23 protein-coding genes and 1 tRNA gene are annotated in these 24603 nt (G+C 67.7%); 10 read left to right on the forward strand and 14 right to left on the reverse strand.

From position 1 onward, the window contains the following. The first annotated feature begins 42 nt into the window (after nt 1-42). Both D455_RS0108030 and D455_RS0108035 read left to right on the forward strand, forming a co-directional pair. Complete coding sequence (locus tag D455_RS0108030) at nt 43-783, forward strand: ABC transporter permease (protein WP_051064597.1); 741 nt, start codon at nt 43-45, stop codon at nt 781-783. A 32-nt stretch (nt 784-815) separates the two neighbouring features. Beyond that, entirely contained in the window at nt 816-1568 is a 753-nt protein-coding gene (locus D455_RS0108035) for an ABC transporter permease (protein WP_241480202.1), read from the forward strand. Between the two features lie 1122 nt (nt 1569-2690). Here the strand turns inward: D455_RS0108035 and D455_RS0108040 are convergent. Next, nucleotides 2691-3488, reverse strand: a complete 798-nt coding sequence (locus tag D455_RS0108040) for a transcriptional regulator (protein ID WP_241480203.1) — start codon at nt 3486-3488, stop codon at nt 2691-2693. Nucleotides 3489-3529: 41 nt separating this feature from the next. On the opposite strand from D455_RS0108040, the gene D455_RS0108045 reads away from it, so the two are divergent. Then, nucleotides 3530-3958 carry an NUDIX domain-containing protein gene (locus D455_RS0108045; RefSeq protein WP_017570231.1) on the forward strand — a complete coding sequence of 143 codons (429 nt, stop codon included), beginning with the start codon at nt 3530-3532 and terminating at the stop codon, nt 3956-3958. Here the strand turns inward: D455_RS0108045 and D455_RS0108050 are convergent. The 4 genes from D455_RS0108050 to D455_RS0108070 all read right to left on the reverse strand — a co-directional run bounded on the left by D455_RS0108050 (nt 3941) and on the right by D455_RS0108070 (nt 6622). Continuing rightward, nucleotides 3941-5611, reverse strand: coding sequence for an SUMF1/EgtB/PvdO family nonheme iron enzyme (locus D455_RS0108050; protein WP_241480204.1), 1671 nt, complete (start codon nt 5609-5611; stop codon nt 3941-3943). The genes D455_RS0108045 and D455_RS0108050 overlap by 18 nt on opposite strands. A gap of 288 nt (nt 5612-5899) precedes the next feature. Further along, nucleotides 5900-6076 carry a hypothetical protein gene (locus tag D455_RS34130; protein WP_017570234.1) on the reverse strand — a complete coding sequence of 59 codons (177 nt, stop codon included), beginning with the start codon at nt 6074-6076 and terminating at the stop codon, nt 5900-5902. After that, the gene (locus tag D455_RS0108065; RefSeq protein ID WP_017570235.1) at nt 6069-6308 is read right to left on the reverse strand and encodes a hypothetical protein; all 240 of its coding nucleotides are present in this window, start codon (nt 6306-6308) and stop codon (nt 6069-6071) included. The genes D455_RS34130 and D455_RS0108065 overlap by 8 nt, the downstream gene beginning before the upstream one ends. Beyond that, on the reverse strand, nt 6308-6622 hold the full coding sequence (locus D455_RS0108070; RefSeq protein WP_026122431.1) for a hypothetical protein: 315 nt from the start codon (nt 6620-6622) through the stop codon (nt 6308-6310). The genes D455_RS0108065 and D455_RS0108070 overlap by 1 nt, the downstream gene beginning before the upstream one ends. Before the next feature lie 114 nt (nt 6623-6736). Here D455_RS0108070 and D455_RS0108075 point away from each other — a divergent pair, with 114 nt between their 5' ends. The 3 genes from D455_RS0108075 to D455_RS29690 all read left to right on the forward strand — a co-directional run bounded on the left by D455_RS0108075 (nt 6737) and on the right by D455_RS29690 (nt 8240). Further along, complete coding sequence (locus D455_RS0108075; RefSeq protein WP_017570237.1) at nt 6737-7627, forward strand: helix-turn-helix domain-containing protein; 891 nt, start codon at nt 6737-6739, stop codon at nt 7625-7627. Continuing rightward, the gene (locus D455_RS0108080; RefSeq protein ID WP_017570238.1) at nt 7596-7781 is read left to right on the forward strand and encodes a DUF397 domain-containing protein; all 186 of its coding nucleotides are present in this window, start codon (nt 7596-7598) and stop codon (nt 7779-7781) included. The genes D455_RS0108075 and D455_RS0108080 overlap by 32 nt, the downstream gene beginning before the upstream one ends. 207 nt (nt 7782-7988) lie before the next feature. Further along, nucleotides 7989-8240: a helix-turn-helix domain-containing protein gene (locus tag D455_RS29690; protein ID WP_017570239.1), complete on the forward strand. Its 252-nt coding sequence runs from the start codon at nt 7989-7991 to the stop codon at nt 8238-8240. Nucleotides 8241-8407: 167 nt separating this feature from the next. On the opposite strand, the gene D455_RS0108090 is transcribed toward D455_RS29690, so the two are convergent. The 9 genes from D455_RS0108090 to dnaA form a co-directional block, all read right to left on the reverse strand. After that, nucleotides 8408-8481: transfer RNA gene (locus D455_RS0108090), tRNA-Ile, on the reverse strand. Between the two features lie 178 nt (nt 8482-8659). Further along, a complete protein-coding gene (locus tag D455_RS0108095) occupies nt 8660-9442 on the reverse strand; it encodes a DUF3566 domain-containing protein (protein WP_017570240.1) in 783 nt (260 codons plus the stop codon). 108 nt (nt 9443-9550) lie between these two features. Further along, nucleotides 9551-12136, reverse strand: coding sequence for a DNA gyrase subunit A (gyrA, locus tag D455_RS0108100; protein WP_017570241.1), 2586 nt, complete (start codon nt 12134-12136; stop codon nt 9551-9553). A 79-nt stretch (nt 12137-12215) separates the two neighbouring features. Further along, nucleotides 12216-14153, reverse strand: coding sequence for a DNA topoisomerase (ATP-hydrolyzing) subunit B (gyrB, locus tag D455_RS0108105; protein WP_083922172.1), 1938 nt, complete (start codon nt 14151-14153; stop codon nt 12216-12218). Nucleotides 14154-14635: 482 nt separating this feature from the next. After that, nucleotides 14636-15118, reverse strand: coding sequence for a DUF721 domain-containing protein (locus D455_RS32625; RefSeq protein ID WP_083922173.1), 483 nt, complete (start codon nt 15116-15118; stop codon nt 14636-14638). 16 nt (nt 15119-15134) lie between these two features. Further along, nucleotides 15135-16268, reverse strand: a complete 1134-nt coding sequence (recF, locus tag D455_RS0108115; protein WP_017570244.1) for a DNA replication/repair protein RecF — start codon at nt 16266-16268, stop codon at nt 15135-15137. 109 nt (nt 16269-16377) lie between these two features. Beyond that, nucleotides 16378-17280: a phosphogluconate dehydrogenase (NAD(+)-dependent, decarboxylating) gene (gene gnd / locus D455_RS0108120; RefSeq protein ID WP_017570245.1), complete on the reverse strand. Its 903-nt coding sequence runs from the start codon at nt 17278-17280 to the stop codon at nt 16378-16380. Between the two features lie 97 nt (nt 17281-17377). Beyond that, on the reverse strand, nt 17378-18517 hold the full coding sequence (gene dnaN / locus D455_RS0108125) for a DNA polymerase III subunit beta (protein ID WP_017570246.1): 1140 nt from the start codon (nt 18515-18517) through the stop codon (nt 17378-17380). 1279 nt (nt 18518-19796) lie between these two features. Continuing rightward, on the reverse strand, nt 19797-21728 hold the full coding sequence (dnaA, locus tag D455_RS0108130) for a chromosomal replication initiator protein DnaA (protein ID WP_017570247.1): 1932 nt from the start codon (nt 21726-21728) through the stop codon (nt 19797-19799). Between the two features lie 787 nt (nt 21729-22515). Here dnaA and rpmH point away from each other — a divergent pair. The 4 genes from rpmH to yidC all read left to right on the forward strand — a co-directional run bounded on the left by rpmH (nt 22516) and on the right by yidC (nt 24506). Next, nucleotides 22516-22659 (forward strand): 50S ribosomal protein L34, encoded by a 144-nt coding sequence (gene rpmH, locus D455_RS0108135; protein ID WP_013155858.1) that lies wholly within the window; start codon nt 22516-22518, stop codon nt 22657-22659. A gap of 89 nt (nt 22660-22748) precedes the next feature. Further along, complete coding sequence (gene rnpA / locus D455_RS0108140; protein WP_017570248.1) at nt 22749-23213, forward strand: ribonuclease P protein component; 465 nt, start codon at nt 22749-22751, stop codon at nt 23211-23213. A gap of 5 nt (nt 23214-23218) precedes the next feature. Then, nucleotides 23219-23533 carry a membrane protein insertion efficiency factor YidD gene (gene yidD / locus D455_RS0108145; protein ID WP_017570249.1) on the forward strand — a complete coding sequence of 105 codons (315 nt, stop codon included), beginning with the start codon at nt 23219-23221 and terminating at the stop codon, nt 23531-23533. Between the two features lie 28 nt (nt 23534-23561). Beyond that, nucleotides 23562-24506, forward strand: a complete 945-nt coding sequence (yidC, locus tag D455_RS0108150) for a membrane protein insertase YidC (RefSeq protein ID WP_017570250.1) — start codon at nt 23562-23564, stop codon at nt 24504-24506. Nucleotides 24507-24603 lie beyond the last annotated feature (97 nt).

The raw sequence follows: 24603 nt of genomic DNA on the forward strand, positions 1-24603 counted from the left end.
CCCTTTGCCGGGGCCGGTTTGCAGACCCTGATCAGGTACCGCATGCTGCTGTTCACCAACCTCGCCACCACCGCAACGACGATGGCCGTCATGATCTTCCTGTGGCGTGCGGTATTCAGCCAGTCCTCTGGCTTCGAGACGGCCGGCTTCAACGAGCGCGGCATCACCACGTACGTCATCGCCGCGCAGCTGCTCACCACCATGCAGGCGACCCGGGTGAGCGCCGAGATCAGCAACGACATCGCACGGGGTTCCATCGCGGTCGCGCTGGTACGGCCGGTGAGCTATCCGATCAGCCGGTTCGCCCTCGCACTTCCCGTGGCGTTCGCCAACACGGTCCTCGTGGGGGTACCGGTGGTCCTGTTCTTCTCCCTGATGTTTCCGGTGGAACCGCCGGCCCTCAAGGGCGTGTTCCTGTTCATCACTGCGGCTCTCTCCTCGCTGGTCATCGCCTTCTGCATCGAGATGTTGATCGGCACTGCGGCCCTGCTAACCGTCAACACTTGGGGTGTCGGCATCGTCGTGGGGGGTGTCGTTTCCCTGTTCTCCGGCGCTCTCGTGCCGGTGGACCTGATGCCCGACTGGCTTGCCGCGGTGGCCTCCGCACTCCCCTTCCAGAGCATGGTCTACGGTCCCGTCAACCTCTTGATGGGGCGGCACGAGGGCGGTTGGGGAGCTCTGGCGATTCTGGGACAGCAGTGGATGTGGGCGGTCATCATGGTGGTGCTGTGCACCGTGGCGTGGCGGTGGGCACTGGCCAAGATCGAGGTGCAGGGCGGATGAGGTACGTCGGTCTTGCCTGGTTCCTGTGCGGTGTGAGCTTGCACAGGCTGGTGGAGTACCGGGCCGACTTCATGATCGGACTGGTCGGTTTCCTACTGCGGGTCGGCGTGCAGGTCGCCCTGGTCCACATCATCTTCTCGCTTGTGCCGTCTGTGCACGGATGGGATTACGAGCAGGTCCTGTTCCTTCTGGGCTTCGCGATCCTGGCCCGGGGAATGGACAAGCTTTTCACGGACAACCTGTGGATGGTGGGCGGGTTCCTCGTCCGGACGGGTGACCTCTTCCGATTCATGATCCGCCCGGTGCGCCCCCTTTTCCTGGTGATCGCCGAACGTTTCTTCTGGCCCGACGCCCTGGGGGAGATCCTGCTCGGTCTGGTCCTGGTCGTCTACGCCGGGAGCCGGGTCGGCCTGGGGGTGCCTCTGGCCGAGGCGGCGGTCACCGGACCGCTTCTCGTGCTCTGCGGGGCGCTGGTCTTCACAGGAGTGAAGTTGGTGACCGCCTCACTGGCGTTCTGGACTACGACGAGCCATCCGGTCATGCACGGCGCCAACCAGATATCCGAGTTCTCCGGTTATCCGCTGGAACTCTACGGACCGGTGCTGCGCCGGGCCCTGGTCTGGGTGCTCCCGTTCGCCTTCACCGCGTACTTCCCCGCACGCTACCTCCTCTTCGGAGAGAGGGACGAGGTGCTGTGGTCGCCAGTGGCGGCCGCCGCGGTGCTCGCAGTGGGTCTCACGCTCTGGAGCACGGGGCTGCGCAGGTACGAGATGACCGGCAGCTGACGCGGGAACGACGAAGGGTGTTGCTCTTCCGAAGGGACGTTTGACCAAGGTAGTTGCTCTGTTGATCGGCCTGATCGTCGGTGGTGTCATACCTTCGTAGCAACACCGCAGGTCATGTGGAGGTTGCGTGGAAGGTAGGTCATCGTGGCCTGGGAAGCATCAAGTTCATAAAGGGTGAGAGCATGATGCAGGCGGATCTGTGAAAGGAAGAATCCATAGGGACGAAGAAGCTTCTCTCTTACATGAGGCAAGAGAGAAGATGTCGGGATTTGCCGACAACGCCCCATCCCATACTGCGTCAGGCTTTGACGTTTCCCGCGACCTCGGAAAGGTTGAACCCGTTCCTGTAGTGGTGCCTGTAGCGCCCGGTCAACCATAGGGTCAACCCTTGTTCGAACCATTATGTCAACCCTGCCGAGGGTGTTCGAGTCTTGGTGCCTACTCTCCGCGGGACTGCGGACAGGAGGCCACCCGGTCAGGGCGCAGCGAGATGACCGTTCAAGCGTTCCAGCCCCGGGAGTCGACTGACGCAGGCTCAGACAGCAACGGGGCCAAAGCCCCGGCGAGAGCGATCCGGATCCGCTCCGGTGACGTGGTCCAAGCGGACCAGGTCACAGAAGAGGTGATACACCCCGGGCAGACTCTCCGGCCATGCCTGTACGGCCAGGAACACTCGGCGTTCGAAGAACGCCCCACGCCTGGCCGTCGAACCGTACTACTGCGTGGTCGTATCCATGGGTGCACCAGGCTGACCGTGCACGCGTACCACCATGGGCCAACCCCGTACCACTCTGTTCCTCCACCCGTCGGCAAGGGCACCGGCACTGGTCACAGTGGTTTTCCGACAGAATCGGCAAACCACGTCGGCAAATCCGCCTGCGTCACCGCTCCCAAGGGTTGCCGACGTCCTGAATATGGCGTTAACCCCCACTTCCTTCCCTGTGAGGCGGAGTAGGCCCGCATTGGTCCGCTCAAAGCCAGACGCCCATGGGGCCGATGACGAAGAACCAGCCCTTGGCTATCTCCGGCTGCTGGCAATGACGCCCGTTGTTTCGTTCCGGGATGTGATGGAGGCTCTGGCGTACCAGCACGAGACACGTACCACGGGCCCTGGCCACGCTCTCACGGCGCTGGGGCTCCGAGGTCGGTCACAGGTGAGCTGACGGGGCACACACGGACTGGATGGGTGCGTGCGTAGACCGACAGGGCCAGAGACAGTTTCGGTTCCATAGCGTGGTCGGGACGGTACGACCACAGGAAGTCGAGAAAGGAGCGGTCGGTACGAGCCCGTCCCTCCAGCAGTACGAGCGCGTCCGGACCGTGCTCGCGTTCGAGACCACGTGCCGTGGACTCGTCCGGTTTCTCCACCAGATCCACCATGAGCCCGCGGTCGCAGACGATCACCCCTCGGCTCGGCGCCTCCACTCGGTTGTACGGACGCGCGATCACCGACGTACCTCCGTCCGCATCACGCAGCCTCAACAACGGGGCGTCTTCGGGATAGAGGTTGTCTGCGTAGGCGACATAGAGCTCGTGGGGGTGGCCAAGCATGGCGTCAGCGTTGAGGACCGAGGTGATGTCGCTGTACGGGCCTCGCTGCGCCGTGAACCTCAGGTCGAGGTCGGGCCAGCGTGGACCACGGGGAAGGGGCCGTTCAGCCGCTCGAGCGTACTCCTGGGAGTCGATCAGAGCCCGGCTGGCCCAGGCGAGGATGAAGCGCTCGTAGTAGGGATGGTGGACCATCGCGGCCCGCACGCGCCCCATTCGGGCGATCTCGTCCAGGACGTGAACGATCCCCGGAATGCCCCGCACCGGGTAGAACTCCTTGGGGAGATAGCGGGACCATTTCTCTCTCCGTGTTCCCAGACCACCGGCAGCGATCACGACATCGGTTCGACCGTGGTTATCGACCAGCTTCATGGTTCCATTCCGTTCGCTAGTGTGCTGGTATGGATACACGAGTGACGGGCCTCCTCGTGGAGGACGGGAAAGTACTGCTCCTGGACCAGGACACCGACGGTCCTCGCAGGTGGAGCCTGCCTGGTGGGCGAGTCGAGGAGGGCGAGCAGCTCGGCGACGCCCTGGTGCGCGAGATGCGTGAGGAGACCGGCGTCGAGGTTCAGGTGGGGCGCCTGTTGTACCTGTGTGACCACATCGTCCCGGAAAAGGGTTTGCACGTCGTGCACATCACCTTTGAGGTTCGCCGTCTGGGTGGATCCCTGGGTGAAATAACGGAAGGGCTCGACTCGCGTCCGATTCGAGGGGTGGAATTCGTGAAGACGGGGGATCTACCCCACCTCGGATTCAGCGAGCGTTTCGTCCGGTTGGTCGAGGACGGGTTCCCCGGAGCCGGTTCCTACATGGGGCCGAAGTCAGCGATCGGCCTGTGACAGGACGCTGATCACCTGCTGGTCGTGTTCGCTCAGGGAGCGGTCGGTCCGGTCGAGATCCTCCGTCCATGTGCGCAGGCGATCCGCGATCTCCTCCAGCGGGAGACCCGATCCGGTCGTCCAGTCGCGGACCAGGCGGATACCGACCCCGCGTGAGGCTCCGAGCAGGTGTCGGGAACGAGGACGGCTCACCTCCTCCCGGGTGCTCGGAGTGTTCCACGCCGCCCCGTGGAGATAGCGCGTCACCGGTGCCCACGACGGTTCGTTCCGCGGGCCGTCGTCACACCAGACCTGGAGATTGCCGACCCGGTGGTGCACCGCGTCCGCCCCGGAGCCGGGCTCGGCGACCGGGGTCACGTCTCCCACCGAGTAAGCGGCGTTGCTCGCCTGCACTCCTTCGGTGAGGTCTTCCATCTCCGCCCGGGTGGGCAATCGTGCCCCTTCGGAGAGGGCGTAGGCAGCCGCGCCGATCCAGGTGACCCAGTAGACGGGGTGGTGCTCGAAGCCAGGACTGACACGCCATCCTTCCTTGGCGTGATGCAGTCGGCCGCCGCGTTCGTGCGGCATGACGATTGTCAGGAGGCGTACACCGTCGACCGTGTTGTCCATCCCGGCCGCGGCAAGGCCGTTGAGCAGAACGCACATCTCGGCGTTCGTCACCAGGACGTTGCGCCACCGGAGCTCGCCCGGCGTGGCCGCGACGTAGGTAGGGCTCGGCGGAGGGGCCAGCAGCGAAGCGGGTGCCCGCGAACTCCTGAAGCCGCGGGTGGGAGGGTCTGTGCGTCGGTAACGGTCCGCCCCTGCCAGCCAGCGGGTGGCGAGGTCGGCGGCTGACGGTGTCAACAAGTCACGCAACAGGGCCGCGTTACGTTCGGTCTCGGCGTTGACGAGTTCGACGTCACCTGGGCTCAGGCCCACGACCAGTTCGTGCTTGGTGCGGTTGGTGGCGAAGGTGCCGTCCACCACGGGTTGGTCGGCTTCGGATCCGGGGAACACCGTTCGCCTGGCTTCGGGCACGAGGCGCATGGTCGGACCCATGGCGGCGTCTCGATCGAGCACGGCGGATTCGTAGGAAACATGTGCGTGTTCGCGTCCGGACAGGGCCTCCGCGAGCAAGCCCGCGTTCAAAGCGATCAGGCGGGTCAGAGCGACAGGCGCGCCAGGGCTGTCATCGGGAACGAGTCGGGCCCACTGGTTGCGTGCCAGGTCGTGGGCCATGGCGACGACTCGGCGGTAGGTATCGCCGTACCCCCATCGCCGCCACAGGTCTCCGCGAACGAACGAGCTGGCCACTCCCAACGGGGAGCGGGAAAGCACGAGCACTGGTGACTCGGGGAAGAGACGCAGGAACCTGTCGTTCGCGAAGTAGAGGTTGGTCTCCTTGATCACGTGCGGCCCGCCCTGGTGCTTGCCTCGTACGAACGCCTTCAACCAGTGCACCGCGATCGGGGAGAGCGACGCGCTCGTGTGATCGCTCGAAGCGAGGGACAGGGGTGAGTAGGGATGTTCCGACCCCAACTGTTGCCGGAGGGGCTCGTTGTGTTGGATCGTCGCGTGTCGCAGAACGTCCAGAGTCCAGTTGGATCCCACACGTTCCGACGTGCCGAGCAGGAGTATCGGCGGGCGGTCAGGTGCCATGGGAACGTCCTCCAAGGGGAAGAGGTGGTCACCGCGTCGCGGTGATCGTGTCCTTGCAGTACTTGCAGGTGGCCGTAGCGGTACGGCCGTGGCGGACCGGGGGCTGGTCCGGGATGTAGTCGTGCCCTTGCGGGCTGGTACATGGGGTTGCGCCGTCCATGACCGTGCTCCTGTCCAGGTGCCTTGGGGCGGGCGCGAAACTCTGGGTGGTGACGCTCCCGTGCACTGGGACGAGAGCGTCACCGGGCCGCATGCGCGGCCGGGAACCGTCTCCGAAGCCGGGGAACGTTCCGGGCCTGCGGGTCAACCCATGGCCGCGCGGATGACGACCTGGAGTTGGGCGACGACGTCGCCGTCGGTCACGGGTCTGGGAGGCGCGATCAAGGCCAGTCCGACCGCGTCCGCGAGGGTGGACGGGATCGGCACTTCGGTTGGCTCAGGCTCGGGGGCGTCGAAAGCGGAATCGTAGGGGTCACTCACCACTGGTCTCCAGGTGTTCGAGGGGGGACTCCCACACGAGGGGAAGCGGGTGAGGGTCTGGCTGGCGTCCACGAGCCACGCGGGTGACGGGTCCCTGGGTGGCACCCCACAGCGGTTCGCCCTCCAACGTGGAACCGAGGTACCGCACGTTGGTGCGGTGATCGTGGGCCCACGCGCTCAGCGCGTGCATGTCAGCGAGTTCGCGGATGTCGCAGACCGTTTCGGGTGCCATCACGCCACCGCCGCCCTGGGCCGGACAAGCGGAACGGGCCCGGTGACGGCGGAGGGCCAGGCGAGGCCCGGATTGGCATAGCGGCGCACACGGCGGGCCCGACGTCGCCGAACGTCGATGTTGACGGTCAGCCGCACGGTCGTCAGCACCAGACACACGTAGCGGAACATGGCCCCGCTGGAACGCGACTGACGCACCAAGCCAACGCCGAACGACGCCACGTCCGCTACCCGCGCCATGTGGCCATGGCGGGATCCCTGATCCACCTCTAGGGCAAGTTGCTCCCCTGTAGCGTTGATCATCGAAAGTGTCATGTCAGTTCACTCTCTGTGGCCATCCTTAGGTACAGCCATGATGTATCGGAACTTGCCATTGCACAAGCAGAAAACTGGAAATTGCCATGATTCGAGGTGTCTAGACTGCGGGACATGCGACGCGACCACAGCCCCACCGTCCGGCTACGCCGACTCGCCACAGAGTTGCGCAGGGCACGGGAGGCGACCGGAAAGTCCCTGGCTGAAGCGGCGAAGGCCCTCGGTTGGGGCTCCCCGAAGCTGTCCAAGATCGAGAACGCAGAGCGGCGCCTGAATGCCACCGATCTCGACAGACTTCTCGACCTGCACGGCGTGACCGACCCCGAGCCCCGGTCCGAGCTTCACCAACTGCTGAAGGACTCCAAGGAACGCGGCTGGTGGTCCCGCGCGCCGTACCGTGGCGTGTTCACTGACTCGCTTCCGGATTTCGAGGCCGAGGCATCGGTGATCAGGACCTATGAGTGCCAGGTGATCCCCGGCCTACTCCAGCATCCGGACTACGCGGAGAGCGTGTTCCGTGGTGGGCAGGTCCGCGATGGCGATGCGGTGCGCCGCAACGTTGACGCGAGAATCCAGCGGCAGAGCATCCTCAACCGCTTCGACCCTCCCCGCTACTGGGCGATCATCGACGAAGCCGCCCTCCGGCGCCCGACCCGTGACCCCGAAGCGATGCGCGCCCAGCTTCGCCACCTGGTACACATGGCCGCGCGCCTCAACATCACCATCAACGTGCTCCCGTTCTCAGCCGGTCACCACGCCGGGATGAACGGCTCGTTCGTCCTGCTGGACTTCCCGCACCCCCTGGATCCTTCTCTGGCTTACGCGGAGACCTACGCCGCTAGCATGTTCCTAGAGCAACCGGACGAAATCGAGCGGTACGACGTCGCGTTCGGCCTGATCAGCAACGCCGCCCTCAGTGCCGCCGAGTCCGTTGACTTCCTGGAACAGCTCATAGCCGAGTCAGAGGACCGAGATGCAGAGCCCGCAGAACTGGCGCAAGAGTAGCTACAGCGGCGATCGGAACAACTGCGTCGAGGTCGCCGACGTGCCCAGCGGTGCCGCGGTACGCGACTCGCAGAACCCCGGCCTCGGACACCTGCGGTTCTCACTCACCGAGTGGGCAGCGTTCCTCACCAGCGCCGAGACGCACCGCCGCTGACGCGCCATGAACACACACGCGGCCCCCGGTCGATGACCGGGGGCCGACGCATACCCAAGAAAGAACGACCTGCGAGCGGATCGACGCGAGCATACCGTCCCACCGGGTCGTTGATCCTCCGAAAAGGTATCTCTCCCGGACGATGTCACAAGCTGTGGCTGTAGAGGCTTACTCCCCTTGACGACGAAACCAACGCGCGGGAGAGCAGTGACCGAGGAGAGCAAGGCCTTCACGATCCGAGAGCTGTACGACCTACCAGCGGCAGTGGACCTGATGACGGCTGCCCGTGCGCTGCACATGGGTCGGACGATGGCCTACGAGCTCGCCAGACGCGGTGAGTTTCCCTGTCGGCTGCTCCGCTACGGCGGGACTTACCGGGTGGCTACCGCGGAGCTCCTGGAGCTTCTGGGCGTGCCTCTGCCTGCTGGGGGAGCGTCGGCTAGAGTCGAGTCGACATAGCGATGCGATCTGTTGTCGACTTGGCGTCCTGTCGGTACCGCTCAGTACCGGGGGAGCACAGGCTCGGACAGGGGATGCCGTGGGGTTCCACGGTCAGATGACGGTCACAACAGGAAGAGCCCTGCTCTCCGAGTGGAGAAGCAAGGCTCTGACCAGGTGAAACTGGGTGGGCGTACCAGGACTTGAACCTGGGGCCTCATCCTTATCAGGGATGCGCTCTAACCGACTGAGCTATACGCCCTCGTTCCGTGTGGAACTCTACCGCATCCGCAGGACCGGGGCGAACCGGTGATCCCGGGAGGACACGGCGCGGGACGCGCCTGGCGCGCCCCTTCACCTCCCATTTTACCCCCGTGGGAGAGTGCTCCGGACGGACACGTGTGGGCCCGGCCCCGCGGGAACCGGGCCCACACACGGTCCTACTCGGCCTCGGTCAGCGTCACGTCGACGCCGCCGACCAGGTCGGCGACCAGGTTGTACACCATGGCGCCCACGGTGGACAGCGCGGTGATCAGCACGATGTTCAGCGCGCCGACCACACCGGTGTAGCCCAGGACCCGTCCCGGAGAGAACCAGGACGCCGGGTCCAGGCCGAGCTCGTCCTCGGTGCCGTCGCCCTCCAGGAGCGCGGTGAGCATGTTGGTGAGCTCGTCGAAGACGCCCAGCATCGACAGCGTCGCGTAGATCACCGCGATCGCCACGAACAGGATGATGAAGCACACCAGGGAGACGACGAAGCTGAACTTCATCACCGACCAGGGCTCCACTCGGGAGACCGTCAGGTGTGCCTTACGGCTGGACAGGCTCGCCTTCACGGCGCTCGGGCCCTGGGGCCCCGAGGTCTTCGTTTCGGACACTGGCGTTCCCCCCGCTTCGGCGCGGTCCTCCGCCACGGTCTCGGCCGATGCGGTGGAGGCCTCGGGCTTCCCCTCCGCCTTCTCGGCGGAACCCTCGTCCCCCTCGTCGGACGCCTTGTCGGCCTCTTCGGCCTTCCCAGGCTCCTCGGTCTTCTCCGACTCCTCAGCCGAGGCGACCTCCTCGGTCTCCTCGGCCTTCTCGGCCTTCTCGTCGGCCTCGGTGGTCACGGTGGCCCCCGTCCCTCCCGTGTCCTTCTCGGCCGTCTCCACGTCCCCGCCCTTGGCGCTCTTCGCCGCGTCCGGGTCGGATTCGTTCGTGGTGGTGTTCCGCTGGTTGTCAGACATAGAAACGTTACCGCTGGACTTTCGTTGAGAACGGGTGATTGGCACGACCGGCTTCCCGCGGGGTCCGCAAAACGAACCCCGCGGGTCATATGGGGCCTAACGCAAATTCTAGGCCTCTGGGTTGCCTTCGGCCTCTACCGTGCCCTCGGCCGTGTCGACGGCCTCCTCCTCGGCGGCCTCGGCGTTGCGTGCCACGGCCACGATCTTGTTGCCCTTGTCCAGGTTCATCAGCCGGACGCCCATGGTCGTGCGTCCCGACCGCTTGACCTCGTCGGCGCCGGTGCGGATGACCCCGCCCACGGACGTGATCGCGAAGACCTCGTCGACCTCGGGGTCGACCATCAGGGCACCGACCAGCTTGCCGCGGGCCTCGACCACCTTGGCCGTCAGCACGCCCTTGCCGCCCCGGTTCTGCACCGGGTACTGCTCGGACGGGGTGCGCTTGGCGTAGCCGTTCTCGGTGGTGACCAGGACGTCCGTGGAGCCGTCGTCGGGCCGGATGACGTCCATGCTCAGGAGGTAGTCCCCCTCCAGGAACCGCATGCCGATCACACCGCTGGTGGCACGGCCCATCGGCCGCAGCGACTCGTCCGAGGCGGGGAAACGGATCGCCTGGGCGTCGCTGGAGATCAGCAGCAGGTCGTCGTCGGGGAAGACCAGCCGCGCGGCGATCAGCTCGTCGCCCTCACGGAGGTTGATCGCGATGATGCCCGCAGAGCGCGCCGAGTCGAAGTCCTCCAGACGGGACTTCTTGACCAGGCCCTCACGGGTGGCGAGCACCAGGTACGGGGCGGCCTCGTAGTCGCGCAGCGCCATGATCTGCGCGATCTCCTCGCCCGGCTGGAACGGGAGCAGGTTCGCCACGTGCTGGCCGCGCGCGTCGCGGGCGGCCTCCGGCAGCTCGTACGCCTTCGTTCGGTACACCCGGCCCTGGTTGGTGAAGCACAGGATCCAGTGGTGGGTGGTGGTGACGAAGAAGTGCTGGACGATGTCGTCCTGCTTGAGCTGGGCCCCGCGCACCCCCTTGCCGCCGCGCTTCTGCGCGCGGTAGTTGTCGATGCGCGTGCGCTTGGCGTACCCACCGCGGGAGATCGTGACGACCACGTCCTCCTCCGCGATGAAGTCCTCCATACGCATGTCGCCCTCGAAGGGGATGATGTGCGTGCGCCGCTCGTCCCCGTACTTCTCCACGAGCTCGCCGAGCTCCTGGCGGATGATGGCGCGCTGGCGCACGTCCGAGGAGAGGATGTCGTTGTAGTCGGCGATCTGCGCCATGAGCTCGTCGTACTCGGAGGTGAGCTGGTTGCGCTCCAGCGCGGCCAGCTTGCGCAGCTGCATGTCGAGGATCGCGCGGGCCTGGACGTCGTCGATCTCCAGTAGGCCCATCAGGCCGCTGCGGGCCTCGTCGGCGGAGGCGCTGGCCCGGATGAGGCTGATGACCTCGTCGATGCGGTCCATGGCCCGCAGCAGGGCGCGCAGGATGTGCGCCCGCTCCTCGGCCTTGCGCAGCAGGTACCGGGTCCGGCGGACGATGACCTCGATCTGGTGCTTGACCCAGTACCGGATCATCTGGTCCAGGCGCAGGGTGCGCGGCACCCCGTCGACCAGCGCGAGCATGTTCGCGCCGAAGGTCTCCTGGAGCTGGGTGTGCTTGTAGAGGTTGTTCAGCACGACCTTGGCGACGGCGTCGCGCTTGAGCACGATGACCAGGCGCTGACCGGTACGGCCGCTGCTCTCGTCGCGCACGTCGGCGATACCGTTGATCTTGCCGTCCTTGACCAGGTCGGCGATCTTGAGCGCGAGGTTGTCCGGGTTGACCTGGTAGGGCAGCTCGGTGATGACCAGGGTCTGCCGGCCCCGGCGGTCCTCCTCGACCTCGACCACGGCGCGCATGGTGATGGAGCCGCGCCCGGTCCGGTACGCCTCCTCGATGCCGCGCTTGCCGACGATGAGCCCGCGGGTGGGGAAGTCCGGTCCCTTGATCCGCGCGATGAGCGCGTCGAGCAGCTCCTCGTCCCCGGCCTCGGGGTTGTCGAGGTACCAGTTGACGCCGTCGGCGACCTCGCGCAGGTTGTGCGGCGGGATGTTGGTGGCCATGCCGACCGCGATGCCCGAGGAGCCGTTGACCAGCAGGTTCGGGAAGCGGGCGGGCAGTACGACGGGCTCGGAGGAGCGGCCGTCGTAGTTGGGCCGGAAGTCGACGGTCTCCTTGTCGATGTCCCGGAGCATCTCCATGGCCAGCGGCGCGAGCTTGCACTCGGTGTAGCGCATGGCGGCGGCCGGGTCGTTGCCCGGGGAGCCGAAGTTGCCGTTCGGGTCGACCAGCGGCATCCGCATGGACCACCACTGGGCCAGACGCACCAGGGTGTCGTAGATGGCGCTGTCGCCGTGCGGGTGGTAGTTGCCCATGACGTCGCCGACGACGCGGGCGCACTTGAAGTAGCCCCGGTCGGGACGGTATCCGCCGTCGTACATCGCGTAGAGCACGCGCTGGTGGACCGGCTTGAGTCCGTCACGCACGTCGGGCAGGGCGCGGCCGACGATGACCGACATCGCGTAGTCGAGGTAGCTGCGCTGCATCTCGACCTGGATGTCGACCGGTTCGACCCGGTCGGCCGGGCGTGCGGGGGCCTCCACCGCGGAGTCCGGTCCCTCAGAACCCTCGGGGGCGTCCGGGTTGTTCGCATCCGTCACGGATGTCGATCCCTTCTACGAAGCTTGTCTGAGCTGGTTCGCCGTCCGGGGCCTCACGCCCCGGACACGGGCGGGGTCCCTAGATGTCCAGGAAGCGGACGTCCTTGGCGTTGCGCTGGATGAAGGAGCGCCGGGACTCGACGTCCTCCCCCATGAGCACGCTGAACATCTCGTCGGCCTGGGCGGCGTCCTCCAGGCTGACCTGGAGCAGCACCCGCCGTTCGGGGTCCATCGTGGTGTCCCACAGCTCGCTGGCGTTCATCTCGCCCAGACCCTTGAACCGCTGCACCATGTCGCGCGGGCGCGGGTCCCTCTTCCCCGCGGCGACCCCGGCCTCGATGAGGCGGTCGCGCTCGGGGTCCGAGAAGGCGTAGTCCGCGTCGCTGCCGCGCTGGTCCCACTTGATCTTGTACAGCGGCGGCTGGGCCAGGTAGACGTTCCCGGCCTCGACCAACGGCTTCATGAAGCGGAAGAGCAGGGTGAGCAGCAGCGTGCGGATGTGCTGACCGTCGACGTCGGCGTCGGCCATGAGGATGATCTTGTGGTACCGCAGCTTGCTGGCGTCGAAGTCCTCGTGGATACCGGTGCCCAGGGCGGTGATGATCGCCTGGACCTCGGCGTTCTTGAGGATGCGGTCGATCCGGGACTTCTCGACGTTCAGGATCTTGCCCCGGATGGGCAGGATGGCCTGGTGGTGCGGGTCGCGGCCACCCTTGGCCGAGCCGCCCGCCGAGTCACCCTCGACGATGTAGACCTCGCACTCCTCCGGGTTGGTCGACTGGCAGTCGGAGAGCTTGCCGGGGAGGGAGGTGGACTCCAGCAGGGTCTTGCGCCGGGTGAGGTCGCGCGCCTGGCGGGCCGCGACACGGGCGCGGGCCGCCTGGCTGGCCTTGGACACGATGTCCTTGGCCTCGCCGGGGTTGCGCTCGAACCAGTCGCGCAGGTGCTCGTTGGTGACCTTCTGGACGAAGGACTTGGCCTCGGTGTTGCCCAGCTTGGTCTTGGTCTGGCCCTCGAACTGCGGGTCGGCCAGCTTGACCGAGATGATGGCGGTCAGACCCTCGCGGATGTCGTCACCGGTGAGGTTGTCGTCCTTCTCCCGCAGCAGCCGCTGCTCGCGGGCGTACCGGTTGACCAGGGTGGTCAGCGCGGAGCGGAAGCCCTCCTCGTGCGTGCCGCCCTCAGCCGTGTTGATGGTGTTGGCGAAGGTGTGCACGGACGACGTGTAGGACTGGTTCCACTGCATCGCGATCTCGGCCGAGAGGCCCTCGCCGTCCTCCTCGAAGGAGATGATCGACGCGTGCGCGGGCTCCTTCTTGGCGTTGATGTGCCGGACGTAGTCGGACAGCCCACCCTCGTAGTGGAAGGTGTTGACCTCCGGACCGCCGTCGGTGTGCTCGGGCCGCTCGTCGCGGATGGTGATGGACAGCCCCTTGTTGAGGAAGGCCATCTCCTGCATGCGGCGGGCGAGCGTCTCGAACGTGAACGAGGTCGTCTCGAAGATGTTCCCGTCCGGCCAGAAGGTGATCTGGGTGCCGGTCTCGTCGGTCTCCTCGCCCCTGACCAGGTCTCCGGTGGGCCTGGTCATCTCGTAGTGCTGGCGCCACACGTGTCCGTCGCGGCGGATCTCCACGTCCAGGGCGGTGGACAGCGCGTTGACGACGGAGACGCCGACGCCGTGCAGACCGCCGGAGACCGCGTAGGACTTGCCGTCGAACTTTCCGCCCGCGTGCAGCGTGGTGAGGACGACCTCGACGGCGGGGCGTTTCTCGACGGGATGGAGATCAGTGGGGATGCCGCGGCCGTTGTCGGCCACGCACACGCCGCCGTCGGCCAACAGCGTCACCTCGATGGCGCTGGCGTGTCCCGCGAGCGCCTCGTCGACCGAGTTGTCGACCACCTCGTAGACCAGGTGGTGCAGGCCCCGCTCCCCGGTGGAACCGATGTACATTCCGGGGCGCTTGCGTACTGCCTCAAGCCCCTCCAGAACCGTGATTGATCGAGCGTCGTAGGCCAAGTGGGTACACCCTCCTGCTGGGGACGCCTGCCGACCGTGGCCGAGCGGAGACGGTCAACCCGTGACTCGGTGATCGGAAGGGTCATCGTGCCGCGACACCTGGGGGATCACCGTGCGCCACGGGGCCGTCCGCCCACCCTCTTCTCTGGGGGCGTGGTACCGGCTACAGGCGTCTGAAGAACCGACTCCATGATACCCCGCGCGGTACGACAAAGTGGCATTGGCGGCCCTGTGCCGCCTCACAACGAACGTTCGGGGAGGGAGACGACTCCCTACACGCGGGACGCCCCCCGCGCAAGTCCCGGTGCGGTTGAGTGGCGCCCGAGTCGAGGAGACCACCGGAAGTGCTCCGCCGCCGGTCGGCGCCCCTTCCGCGAACCGTCCCCTCCCCGGCGCGGAGAAGGTGTTCACCTGCGGATATCCACAGGCTGTGGACGGGGAGGGACCCGGCGCACCGGTACGGCGTCCCCTGCGGTCTCGCCTCAGCGGCGCCGGAAACCGGGTCCGCGAACCTTGATGGAGACGACCGTGCCGTCACCCAGTTCCTGGTTCAGGCGGCGCATGAGATCGCGCACCATCGACCGCGCCTGAGTCGCCATCGTCGCCGAATCCGCCACGACCACGAGTTCGCCCTCCGAATAACTCTCCGGGCGCAGCCTCTGGGCGTTGAACTCACCGACGATCTCGTGCCAGCGGCCGAACACGCCACCGATGGCCACCTGCTCCTGCCACCCGTGCTCGATCAGCCACGTGCGCACGGCGTCGCCGAACATCTGGGGCTCGTTGCGTGACCGCAACCGGCCACGCCGCCGGGAACGCGGGGCGCCGCGGGGAGCCGCGCCCCGGTCCCTGGCCTCGGCCCGTGCGCGTGCGAGCGCCTGGCGGGCGAGGTCCGCCCCGGACGGCGCCGGAGGAACGGGCGGGGCCGTCGGCCCCGGGTCGGGCGCGCGGCGCCCGCCGTCCACAGGGTGTGGATAACCCTCACTCACTCCGGACGCTCCCCTCGCCCACACCGAACCGCGCCCCGTGCAGCTCCTCGGGGATGTCCTCGGGCACGGCGGCGGTCACCAGGACCTGCTCGGCGTCCCGCACGCGCTCGGCCAGTCTGCGGCGGCGCTCACTGTCGAGTTCGGCGAACACGTCGTCCAGGATGAGCACCGGGTCGTCGCCGTCGGCCCGCAGCAGCTCGAAGGCGGCCAGTTTGAGGGAGAGCGCGTAGGACCAGGACTCGCCCTGGCTGGCGTAGCCCTTGGCGGGCAGGCCGCCGAGCTGGAGGACCAGGTCGTCGCGGTGCGGGCCGACCAGGCTGACCCCGCGCTGGAGTTCGCGCTCCCGCGCCTCCGCCATGGCCTCGCGCAGGGTTTCCACAAGCTGTGGACGGGCGGCCGGGGGCTCCACCCCCTCCGGGACCGCCCCGCAGCGGTAGTGGGGAACCGCGGGGCCGCCGGAGTCGGTCAGACCCGCGTAGGCGTCGGCGATCAGCGGACGCAGTTCCTCCACCAGCTCCAGACGCGCCGTGAGCAGCTCCGCGCCCGTCTCCGCCAGGTGGGAGTCCCACACCTCCAGGGTGCTCAGGTCGGGCATCGAGCGCTGCCTGAATATCCGGCCCGAGGCCGACTTGAGCAGGGCGTTGCGCTGTTTGAGCACCCGGTCGTAGTCCGCTCGCACGCCCGCCATCCGCGGTGCGCGCGCCACCAGGAGGTCGTCCAGGAACCGGCGCCGCTCACCGGGGTCGCCCTTGACCAGGGACAGGTCCTCGGGCGCGAAGAGCACGGTGCGCAGGATCCCCAGGACCTCGCGCGGCCGACCGGCGGGAGCCTGGTTGATCCGGGCGCGGTTGGCCTTTCCCGGGTTGAGCTCCAGGTCCACCACCATGGAGCGCTCGTCGCGTACCACCTTGGCCCGGACGATCGCGCGGGGCGCGCCCTGGCGGACCAGCGGGGTGTCGGAGGAGACGCGGTGGCTGCCGAGGGTGGCCACGTAGCCGATCGCCTCGACCAGGTTGGTCTTGCCCTGGCCGTTGGCGCCGACGAACACGCTCACGCCGGGGCCCATCTCCAGCAGGGCCTGGTCATAGGACCTGAAGTCGGCCAGTTGCAGGTGGGATACGTACATCCGGCCTTCCTCCTGGGGCGGTGGCGCGGCAACGGTCGGGGGAAGGGTGAACCCGGGGGACGGGCCCGTGACGGACCCGTCCCCCGGGGAGTGGGGTGGGGAAGGCGCCTCAGGCGTCCTCAGCGGTCTCGGCGCGGTGCACGGAGTGCACGGCGTGTCCGCCGAACTGCTGGCGCAGGGCGGCCACGACCTTCATGGTCGGGCTGTCGTCCTGGCGGGAGGCGAAGCGCGCGTAGAGGGAGGAGGTGATCGCCGGGGCGGGGACCGCGAGGTCGACGGCGGCCTGCACGGTCCAGCGGCCCTCTCCGGAGTCCTCGGCGTAGCCGCGCAGCTTCGAGAGGTCGGGGTCCTCCTCCAGGGCCCGCGAGAGCAGGTCCAGCAGCCAGGAGCGCACCACGGTGCCCTCACGCCAGCTCTCGAACGTGCCGGGGACGTCGTCCACGAGTCCGGAGGCGGCCATGAGCTCGTAGCCCTCGCCGAAGGCCTGCATCATGCCGTACTCGATGCCGTTGTGGACCATCTTCACGAAGTGTCCGGCGCCGACCCGGCCGGCGTGGACGAAGCCGCCGCCCTCGTCGGGGGTCAGGGAGTCGAGGATCGGGCGGGCCCGCTCGACGTTCTCCGCCGTACCGCCGACCATGATGCCGTAGCCGTTCTGGCGGCCCCAGACACCTCCGCTGACACCGGCGTCGAGGTAGCCGATTCCCTCGCCCTCCAGCTCCTCGGCGCGGACGCGGTCGTCCGCGTAGTGGGAGTTGCCGCCGTCGATGACGAGGTCACCCCCGTCCAGGAGCTCGGCCAGTTCGCTGATGGTCCTGGACGTGGGATCGCCCGCGGGGACCATCACCCAGACCACCCGGGGGGCCTCCAGGCGTTCGACCAGCGCGGCCAGGCTGTCGACGTCGCGCTCCTGGGAGGAGACGTCGTACCCGACGACCTCGTGGCCCTTCTCCCGCAGGCGGGCGGCCATGTTGCCGCCCATCTTGCCGAGACCGATCATTCCGATCTGCATCGTGCTCTGCTCCCCTTCGCCGCCTGTGGATGGACATCGGTCGGTCCGGCTCGCGGACCGGATCCGGCAGGTGCCAGTCAATCGGACCGGCCGCGGATCAGCCCGGCTGACGCACCGGCATGATCAGGTAGCGGTACTCGGGGGAGGCCCCCTCCTCCGGGGGCTTGCCGGTGAGGATCGACGGCTTGGTCGAGGTCGTGAAGTTCATGCGGGCGACGTCGGTGCCGATGGCGCCGAGCCCGTCCAGGAGGAAGCCGGAGTTGAAGGCGATCTGGATGTCGTCGCCGTCCAGGTCGGCCTCCAGGACCTCGACCGCCTGGGCCTCCTCGCCGGTACCGGCCTCCAGGACCAGCTGGCCCTGGGTGAAGGACAGCCGCAGCGGGGTGTTGCGCTCGGCGACCAGCGAGACGCGCTTGACCGCCTCGACGAACTCGGAGCGGCTGACCTCGGCGACGGTGTTGAAGGTGTCCGGCAGCAGCGCGCGGTACTTGGGGAACTCGCCGTCGAGCAGGCGGGTCGTGGTGCGGCGGCCGCCGCCCTCGAAGCCGATCATGCCCTCGCCGGAGTCGCTGCCCGAGAGCGCGATCGAGACCTCGGCACCCGAGGTGAGCGACTTGGCGGTGTCGTTGAGGGTCTTGGCCGGGACCAGCGCGACCGCGGACAGCTCGGGGTTCTCCGGCTTCCAGGTGAGCTCGCGCACGGCCAGGCGGTAGCGGTCGGTGGAGGCGAGCGTGATGGTCTCGCCCTCGATCTCGACGCGCACACCCGTGAGCATCGGCAGGGTGTCGTCGCGTCCGGCGGCGACGGCCACCTGGCTGACCGCGGCGGCGAAGGCGTCGCTGCCGACGGTCCCGCTCACACCGGGCATCTCCGGGAGCGTGGGGTAGTCCTCCACCGGCATGGTGGTCAGGGTGAACTTCGCGCTGCCGCCGGTGACGACGACCTTGGGCCCGTCGGTGGAGATCTCCACGGGCTGTGCTGGGAGGTTGCGGGTGATCTCGGCCAGGAGCTTGCCGGTGACCAGGACCGTGCCGGCCTCCTCGACCTCGACGTCCACCGCGGCCTGGGTGGAGACCTCGTAGTCGAAGCCGGACAGGCGCAGCTGCTGACGGCCGTCGAACTCACCGGCCTCCAGCAGGATGCCCACCAGCACCGGGACCGAGGGGCGCGTCGGGAGTGTGCGCGCGGTCCAGGCGACAGCCTCGGCCAGTACGTCGCGTTCGACCCGGAACTTCACTTTCCGACTCACTTTCCGCACGACCGGGGTACCGGTCGAAGCCTCAACGTTGCAGCTCGTGGATCTGTGGGTCTGCCGAGGGCTCCGTCAACAGGGCTGTGGACGTCGCGCCGGTCGAGCGGGCGTCCGGTGCCGCCGGGAGCTGCCTCGGGTCCCGTAGGGGCCACCGCTCGGACCCGGGCGGCGGAGGACAGGGGCGAGACCACACGTTACCCGGATTCATCCGCTGCCGCTGACAGCTCAGCACCGGGCCGTCGTCGCACCGGACTCGGCGAGTTGTCCACAGATTTTCCGCGGAGCGGTTGTGAAGCCACATCTTGGTTACTGAAGGTGCGTCGTAGTAGTAGGGCCTGTGGATAATGTGGATAACCCTTGTTTCCGCAGGTCAGTGCGGGAAATTTTGTCCACAGGCCCTGTGGGTAACCCTGTGGGTAACTCCGCCCGCCTGTGGACGAACAGAGGCGCCCACAGGTTTTCCACACTCTGTCCACAGCTTCGTCCACAGGTTGTCCCCAGGTTGTCCACAACAGCCCGTGGTTTGGTCATGGGATGAGGTGCTGTCTTGTCCACAGGGGGAGGGGGAGTTACCCACAGCCTCGGAGCGGTTTTCCACAGGTTGTCCACAGGGTTGTCCACAGATTTGACCCCTCTCCTGTGGATAACTTCGGCGAGAGAGCGCCAAAATTTTTTTCTGGCCTCCTCCACAGACCTCGCGAACCTGGACAAAGAGTCTGTGCACAGGGTTGTCCACAAGATGGTCCCGCGTTCTGCGCACCGACCATTGACACGGTCGTGTCCAGCGAGGATGTGGGAAGGGCAACAGCTGGCCGGGAGCCACGGGAAACCGGGGGAAACGGTGCGTGCCGAGCACGAACGGTCCCGGACGACCACAGGGGCGGCGAACCCCTCCAGAGGCGGTCGTTCGCACGCACAAGCCTGTGGATAACTCGGCCCGGGGTGTGTAGAGCCTGTGGATAACCTGCGTGTCGCCTTGTGGACGAGTCGACAGGCGTACTTCTCCACAGGACGACATGTCACCGGGTCCACCTTCGTCGCCGGGTCCACCTTCGCTCCGTCCTCCCGGGCGCGGCGAGCGTCCCGTCGTCCCCGCCGCGTGAGTCGGGAGTGCGCGGCCCGTTCGGCGGTGGTTTCCCGGGCCCGCGGTGTTCGGGTCACGGATCCGCACGCGCGTCGCCCCCGGGGGGGCCACCACCAGGACCCGGGACACGTGGAGGCGGCCTCCCCTGGGGAGGCCGCCTCCACGTGCACAGCCTGTGGATCAGTTCAGCGAGGGCTGGTCCTTGATCCGGCTGGTGAGCTCGTGCACCTGGTTGTAGATGGACCGGCGCTCGGCCATCAGACCGCGCACCTTGCGGTCGGCGTGCATCACCGTGGTGTGGTCACGGCCGAACTGCTGGCCGATCTTGGGCAGGGACAGCTCGGTCAGCTCGCGGCACAGGTACATGGCGATCTGCCGGGCGGTCACCAGGACCCGGGAACGGGAGCTCCCGCACAGGTCCTCGACCGTCAGCCCGAAGTAGGCGGCCGTCTGGGACATGATGGCCCCCGCCGTGACCTCGGGCACCTCGGTGCTGGGCACCAGGTCGCGCAGCACCTGGCTGGTCAGCTCCAGGTCCACCGACTGCCGGTTCAGGCTGGCGAAGGCGGTCACGCGGATCAGCGCGCCCTCCAGCTCGCGGATGTTCGTGGAGATCTTGCTCGCGATGAACTCCAGCACCTCGGGCGGGGCCGCCAGACCCTCCTGCGCGGCCTTCTTGCGCAGGATGGCGATCCGGGTCTCCAACTCGGGCGGCTGGACGTCGGTGAGCAGGCCCCACTCGAACCGGCTGCGCATCCGGTCCTCCAGCGTGGTCAGCTGTTTGGGCGGCCGGTCGCTGGAGATGACGATCTGCTTGTCGGAGTTGTGCAGCGTGTTGAAGGTGTGGAAGAACTCCTCCTGCGTCTGCTCCTTGTTCTCCAGGAACTGGATGTCGTCCACCAGGAGCACGTCGATGTCCCGGTAGCGGCGGCGGAACCCGTCCGCCTTGCCGTCCCGGATCGAGTTGATGAACTCGTTGGTGAACTCCTCGGAGCTGACGTACCGCACCCGCGAGCCCTCGTAGAGGCGGTGCGTGTAGTGCCCGATGGCGTGCAGCAGATGGGTCTTGCCCAGCCCGGAGCCGCCGTGGATGAACAGCGGGTTGTAGGCCTTGGCCGGGGCCTCGGCGGCGGCCACCGACGCCGCGTGCGCGAACCGGTTGCTGGAACCGATGACGAAGGTGTCGAAGGTGTACTTCGGGTTCAGCCGCGCGTGCTCGCCGGGAGGGGCCTCCTGCGAGCGCCCGGGGGGAGAGTACGGGGCGTCGGGCTCGGCCTCGCCCTCACCGGGCGGCTCGGCGGCCTCGACCTGTTCCGCGGGCGTCCCTTCGGCCGAGCTCCCCTCACCGGCGGCCTCCCCGGCCCCGGCGGAGGGCACCGGTACGTCCTCCTGCGGGGTCTCCCAGCGGTTGGGACGCTCCCACTCCGGGTCGGTCCAGGCCTGCTGCTCCCACGAGGCGGCCTCCTGCCGCGTTTCCCGCGCGGAGGGCTGCTCCCACAGCGGAGGAGCCGTGGGGGTCTCCTGCGGGGAGGCGAAGGTCTGCTGGACCCAGGGCGCGGGCGCGTCGCGGACCGTGTGCGGCTCCTCCTCGGTGGGGGAGGGCGTGTCCAGCAGGTCGGCCTGCTCCGGCGCCGCCGGGCCGTCGGTGCGCGCGGTGGGCGGTTCCTCGTCGGAGGCGGCCGGTCGCGCGTGCTGGCCCCGGGGGGCGTTCCGCGCGGCCTCCGGGGAGGACCCGTGGGCTCCCTTGGGCGGGGGCGTGGTCCCCGGCACGGCGGGGGAGAAGGCGGGTGTGGCGTGCTCCTCCACGGACCGCTGCGTCGGGGCCTGCGGGGCGGAGGAGACGGGAGGCGTCGGAGTGGGCGGCGGGGTCGGAACCGCGGTGGGGTCGACCGTCACCGCGACCCGGATCTCCCGGCCCAGGTGCGCGGAGAGCGCCTTGCTGATCGCCGGGTACAGGCGTGTCTCCAGCACCTTCTTGGTGAACTCGTTGGGCGCCGCGATCAGTGCGGTGTCCTCGATCAGGCCCAGCGGACGGGTCTGCGGCAGCCACGCGCGCTGGTGCGCGGGAAGGGAGTCGTTGTCGATCCCGTCCAGCACGCTGGACCAGACCATTGCGAGGTTGACCTGTGCGTCAGACAAGGCGACCTGCCATGGGTGCTGTCCCTTCGGTGCGGATCTGTGCGGTGCGGAGTGAGCGGGAGGGCACGATGGAGGCCACGGTGAAGTCCGTGGCGCGTCGGTCGGTGGTGCGCTCGCGGGGAGCGACTCCCCATTGTCCTCCCTCCCACGGTGTGCCGGGTCGGGCGAGCGGGTCGGAATCGGGGTTTCTGGGCGTTATGTGCCTGTGGATAACTTCACGCCGCCGAAGCGGTCGTACCTGTGGGCAACCCCGGATATCCACAGCTTCAGGGCGTTGTCCACAGGTTTTCCACAGGGTTGTCCACAGGATGGCAGATCTTCGTGCACAGCGCAGAGTTATCCACAAACTGCTGGTCAGAAGGTGCGCAAGAAGACCGATCCCGCAGTCGGAGGGGCGCCGGTGGGCGCTGGGGACAAGTTATCCACAGGCTGAGGTTATCCACAGACACCGGGGGATGTGGAAGTCTCACACGCCTGTGGACAACGAGTTGTCCACGGAGACGGGGAGGGGGCGGGGTCGACTTGTGGAGATGTCGATCCGGCCGGCGTGCCGGCGGGCGCCCGGGGCCGTGGCGGGACCCGTGTCCCCGGCCCGATTTGACCCCGAGCGGGCATGGCCGTATCTTCTTTATGCTTATGCCGTTGATCTGCCTGCGCCCGTGCCGACACGGAGGCGCGGCCACGGTCCACGCACCCTGAGGCCCCGCATATCCTGGGGGTCTGTCGTAGTACTTATCCTGACACGCCCCTGGAGCCAGTAGTGAGCAAGCGTACGTACCAGCCGAACAACCGGCGTCGCGCGAAGGTCCACGGCTTCCGGCTGCGCATGCGTACGCGCGCCGGTCGCGCCATCATCGCCTCGCGTCGCCGCAAGGGACGCGCGGCGCTGACCGTGAGCCACTAGGCCACGCTCAGCCCCAAGTTCTTCGGGACCGGATCCGGCCTTCTCGCCGGCCGGTCCCTTTGTCGTGGGAGAAGGGCCGAAGGAAGCCGATGCTGTCGCCGAGGAACCGGATGCGCCACAGTGCCGAGTTCGGCTCCGTCATGCGCTCGGGACGGCGGGCGTCCCGGGACTCCCTTGGCCTGGTCTACCTCGCGCCGCCCTCCGGGGCCGAGGACGCCGACCCGCCCCGGGTGGGGTTCGTGGTCAGCAAGGCGGTCGGGGGAGCGGTGGTGCGCAAGCGCGTGCAGCGCAGGTTGCGCCACCTGATGCGCCCCCGGTTGGCTGTTCTGCCAAACGGTAGCCTGCTGGTAGTGCGTGCCAGGCCCGCCGCCGCCACCGCGGGGCACGAGGAGCTGGCCGCACAACTCGACAGCGCGATCGCCGCGGCGATGCGTCCCCGTGGGACGTCGTCGCGCCGCCGGTCCGGCCGTGGTCGACCGCGGCCCCCGGCGGTGGAACCCGCGGGGCGCGAGACATCAGGGGACCGACGCCCGGACACGGGCGGAGAGCGGTGAGGCCGATGACCGAGCACGGACCGACGGTGTTCGCGCGCGTGTTGATCCTGCCCATTCGGGGCTACCAGCGCTTCATCAGCCCTCTCTTCCCCCCGGTCTGCCGTTTCTACCCCTCGTGCAGCGCGTACGCCGTCGAGGCGCTGCGTGTGCACGGAGCCCTGTACGGGTTGTGGCTGGGCATCCGGCGTATCGCCCGCTGCCACCCCTTCAATCCGGGAGGGCTAGATCCGGTTCCGCCGCCCAGGGGGCGCCGGAGCGGGGAGTCCGAGGAGTCTGCGGGCGGAGCCGGTCACACCGGAACTGCTTCCGGGGACCAGTAGCTGAACCGAATCACATAGGAGTTGGCCGGTGCTGGACTGGCTTTACAACATCGTCGGCTGGATCTTGGTCAAGATCCACTCGGGTCTGACACTCATCGGCCTCGACACAGACAGCGGCTGGGCCTGGGGCCTGTCGATCATCCTGCTCACCGTGCTGATGCGGCTCCTGTTGGTGCCGCTGTTCGTCAAGCAGATGAACACGCAGCGCAAGATGCAGGACATCCAGCCCAAGATCATGAAGCTCCGCGAGCGCTACAAGCACGACAAGGAGCGCTTGCAGCGGGAGTCCATGAAGCTCTACCAGGAGAGCGGTACCAACCCCATCATGGGTTGCCTTCCGCTCCTCCTGCAGATGCCGGTCTTCTTCGCGCTCTTCAGCGTGCTGCGCAGCGTCGCCGAGGGCAACGCGCAGTACGGCTTCACCCCGGAGCTGGTCGAGAGCGCCCGTGCCGCGCTGATCTTCGAGGCGCCCGTCGCGGCCCAGTTCAACAGCTCCCCCGAGGAGCTCACCGCCCTGGGGGCCAGCGACCCGATCATGGCGAAGGTCATCATCGCCCTCGCCTGCGTGATCATGGGTATGACGACGTTCCTCACCATGCGCCAGAGCATGAAGCGCAGCGTCTCGCAGATGCCCGACAACCCCATGATGCAGACCCAGAAGATCATGATGTACATGGCGCCCCTCTTCGGGCTCTTCGGTCTCATGATGCCCGTGGGTGTGCTGGTCTACTGGGTCACCTCCAACGTCTGGACCATGGGGCAGCAGCACTTCCTCTACCGCAACCAGCCGGCTCCCGGCCAGGAGGACGCCAAGACCGCGAACGGCGCCTCGGCCAACGGTTCCGCCAAGGGCATGCTCAGCCGAAAGAAGGCCGCGGAATCCGCTCCTGAGCCGAAGGAACAGCCTAAGATCGAACGCAAGCAGCCGAAGAAGCAGCCGCGCTCCAAGCGCACCGGTGGCGGTTCACGCTAGTTCCGGGCTGCGGAGGCGCTGCGAGTGCGCAGGCGACACTGCCCCTGAGGCGTACGGCGGCCAGGGCGTGAAGGATGAGGAGACGGGATCGCTGTGG

This window comes from Nocardiopsis halotolerans DSM 44410, from assembly GCF_000341065.1.
Classification (GTDB): Bacteria; Actinomycetota; Actinomycetes; order Streptosporangiales; family Streptosporangiaceae; genus Nocardiopsis; species Nocardiopsis halotolerans.

Bases quoted from the DNA above. Each gene is read 5' to 3' on its own strand.
- D455_RS0108030 (WP_051064597.1), top strand. From the start codon at position 43: ATGCTGCTGTTCACCAACCTCGCCACCACCGCAACGACGATGGCCGTC.
- yidD (WP_017570249.1), top strand. From the start codon at position 23,219: ATGACCGAGCACGGACCGACGGTGTTCGCGCGCGTGTTGATCCTGCCC.
- gnd (WP_017570245.1), bottom strand. From the start codon at position 17,280: ATGCAGATCGGAATGATCGGTCTCGGCAAGATGGGCGGCAACATGGCC.
- D455_RS0108040 (WP_241480203.1), bottom strand. From the start codon at position 3,488: ATGAAGCTGGTCGATAACCACGGTCGAACCGATGTCGTGATCGCTGCC.
- recF (WP_017570244.1), bottom strand. From the start codon at position 16,268: ATGTACGTATCCCACCTGCAACTGGCCGACTTCAGGTCCTATGACCAG.
- dnaA (WP_017570247.1), bottom strand. From the start codon at position 21,728: ATGGTCTGGTCCAGCGTGCTGGACGGGATCGACAACGACTCCCTTCCC.
- D455_RS0108075 (WP_017570237.1), top strand. From the start codon at position 6,737: ATGCGACGCGACCACAGCCCCACCGTCCGGCTACGCCGACTCGCCACA.
- D455_RS0108095 (WP_017570240.1), bottom strand. From the start codon at position 9,442: ATGTCTGACAACCAGCGGAACACCACCACGAACGAATCCGACCCGGAC.
- D455_RS0108070 (WP_026122431.1), bottom strand. From the start codon at position 6,622: ATGACACTTTCGATGATCAACGCTACAGGGGAGCAACTTGCCCTAGAG.
- rnpA (WP_017570248.1), top strand. From the start codon at position 22,749: ATGCTGTCGCCGAGGAACCGGATGCGCCACAGTGCCGAGTTCGGCTCC.
- D455_RS0108065 (WP_017570235.1), bottom strand. From the start codon at position 6,308: ATGGCACCCGAAACGGTCTGCGACATCCGCGAACTCGCTGACATGCAC.
- D455_RS0108080 (WP_017570238.1), top strand. From the start codon at position 7,596: ATGCAGAGCCCGCAGAACTGGCGCAAGAGTAGCTACAGCGGCGATCGG.